Genomic DNA, 2,500 nt, shown 5'->3' on the forward strand with positions numbered 1-2,500 from the left:
GCTAATGGCTCGTACAAAGTGGTGCCGGCGAAAGGACTTGAACCCTCAACCTACTGATTACAAGTCAGTTGCTCTACCAGTTGAGCTACACCGGCACAAAATATGGTGGAGGATGACGGGCTCGAACCGCCGACCCTCTGCTTGTAAGGCAGATGCTCTCCCAGCTGAGCTAATCCTCCATAATACGCATTGCTGCGTCTGCCTGGCAACGTCCTACTCTCACAGGGGGAAGCCCCCTACTACCATCGGCGCTGAAGAACTTAACTTCCGTGTTCGGTATGGGAACGGGTGTGACCTCTTCGCCATCATTACCAGACAAGTTGTTTACCTTTTTAAAGACATTTAATATTATATACTACCGCGTAGGTATTATACAAGATTTTTTTGAAAGATCTTATCGTTCTTTCAAAACTGGATAAAACAGACATTGCGCAGCCAAGACCGCCTTACGGCGCTTCCGCTTTTGTTTGGTTAAGTCCTCGATCGATTAGTATCTGTCAGCTCCACATGTCGCCATGCTTCCACACCAGACCTATCCACCTCATCATCTTTGAGGGATCTTACTTACTTGCGTAATGGGAAATCTCATCTCGAGGGGGGCTTCATGCTTAGATGCTTTCAGCATTTATCCCGTCCACACATAGCTACCCAGCGATGCCTTTGGCAAGACAACTGGTACACCAGCGGTGTGTCCATCCCGGTCCTCTCGTACTAAGGACAGCTCCTCTCAAATTTCCTGCGCCCGCGACGGATAGGGACCGAACTGTCTCACGACGTTCTGAACCCAGCTCGCGTACCGCTTTAATGGGCGAACAGCCCAACCCTTGGGACCGACTACAGCCCCAGGATGCGATGAGCCGACATCGAGGTGCCAAACCTCCCCGTCGATGTGGACTCTTGGGGGAGATAAGCCTGTTATCCCCGGGGTAGCTTTTATCCGTTGAGCGATGGCCCTTCCATGCGGAACCACCGGATCACTAAGCCCGTCTTTCGACCCTGCTCGACTTGTCGGTCTCGCAGTCAAGCTCCCTTATGCCTTTGCACTCTTCGAATGATGTCCAACCATTCTGAGGGAACCTTTGGGCGCCTCCGTTACCTTTTAGGAGGCGACCGCCCCAGTCAAACTGTCCGCCTGACACTGTCTCCTGCCCGGATCACGGGCAAGGGTTAGAAGTCCAATACAGCCAGGGTAGTATCCCACCATTGCCTCCGCGTAAGCTGGCGCTCACGCATCCAAGGCTCCTACCTATCCTGTACAGGCTGCACCGGAATTCAATATCAGGCTACAGTAAAGCTCCACGGGGTCTTTCCGTCCTGTCGCGGGTAATGCGCATCTTCACGCATATTATAATTTCACCGAGTCTCTCGTTGAGACAGTGCCCAGATCGTTACGCCTTTCGTGCGGGTCGGAACTTACCCGACAAGGAATTTCGCTACCTTAGGACCGTTATAGTTACGGCCGCCGTTTACTGGGGCTTCAATTCGAAGCTTCGCTTGCGCTAACCTCTCCTCTTAACCTTCCAGCACCGGGCAGGCGTCAGCCCCTATACGTCACCTTACGGTTTTGCAGAGACCTGTGTTTTTGCTAAACAGTCGCCTGGGCCTATTCACTGCGGCTCTCTCGAGCTGTTCACCCTACCAGAGCACCCCTTCTCCCGAAGTTACGGGGTCATTTTGCCGAGTTCCTTAACGAGAGTTCTCTCGATCACCTTAGGATTCTCTCCTCGCCTACCTGTGTCGGTTTGCGGTACAGGCACCTCCCGCCTCGCTAGAGGCTTTTCTTGGCAGTGTGAAATCAGGGACTCCAGGGAAACTTCCCCTTGCCGTCACAGCTCAATGTTACAGGAACGGGATTTGCCTCGTTCCACACCTCACTGCTTGGACGCGCATGACCAACAGCGCGCTCACCCTATCCTTCTGCGTCCCCCCATTACTCAAACGGCGGGGAGGTGGTACAGGAATATCAACCTGTTATCCATCGTCTACGCCTATCGGCCTCGACTTAGGTCCTGACTAACCCTGAGCGGACGAGCCTTCCTCAGGAAACCTTAGGCATTCGGTGGAAGGGATTCTCACCCTTCTTTCGCTACTCATACCGGCATTCTCACTTCCAAGCGCTCCACCAGTCCTTCCGGTCCAGCTTCAACGCCCTTGGAACGCTCTCCTACCACTGACACCTGAGGTGTCAATCCGCAGTTTCGGTGATTCGTTTAGCCCCGATACATTTTCGGCGCAGCGCCACTCGACCAGTGAGCTATTACGCACTCTTTAAATGATGGCTGCTTCTAAGCCAACATCCTGGTTGTCTGGGCAGCGCCACATCCTTTTCCACTTAACGAATACTTGGGGACCTTAACTGGCGGTCTGGGCTGTTTCCCTCTCGACTACGGACCTTATCACCCATAGTCTGACTCCCAAACATAAATCATCGGCATTCGGAGTTTGTCTGAATTCGGTAACCCGGGATGGGCCCCTCGTCCAAACAGTGCTCTACCTCCGA

At 53.2% G+C, this 2,500-nt stretch carries 3 tRNA genes and 2 rRNA genes (2 of these 5 running past the window's edge); all 5 read right to left on the reverse strand.

The features are described 5' to 3' along the window. A tRNA-Lys gene (locus tag QWT68_RS11610) sits at positions 1 to 11 on the reverse strand (it extends 65 nt beyond the left edge of the window). Positions 12 to 19: 8 nt separating this feature from the next. Beyond that, positions 20 to 95: transfer RNA gene (locus tag QWT68_RS11615), tRNA-Thr, on the reverse strand. 8 nt (positions 96 to 103) lie between these two features. Continuing rightward, positions 104 to 179: transfer RNA gene (locus tag QWT68_RS11620), tRNA-Val, on the reverse strand. A 21-nt stretch (positions 180 to 200) separates the two neighbouring features. After that, positions 201 to 316, reverse strand: a 5S ribosomal RNA gene (rrf, locus tag QWT68_RS11625). A 151-nt stretch (positions 317 to 467) separates the two neighbouring features. After that, positions 468 to 2,500, reverse strand: a 23S ribosomal RNA gene (locus tag QWT68_RS11630); it runs 899 nt beyond the window's last position.

Origin of the sequence: Sporosarcina trichiuri, from assembly GCF_030406775.1 — a bacterium.
In the GTDB taxonomy this organism is placed as follows: Bacteria; Bacillota; Bacilli; order Bacillales_A; family Planococcaceae; genus Sporosarcina; species Sporosarcina trichiuri.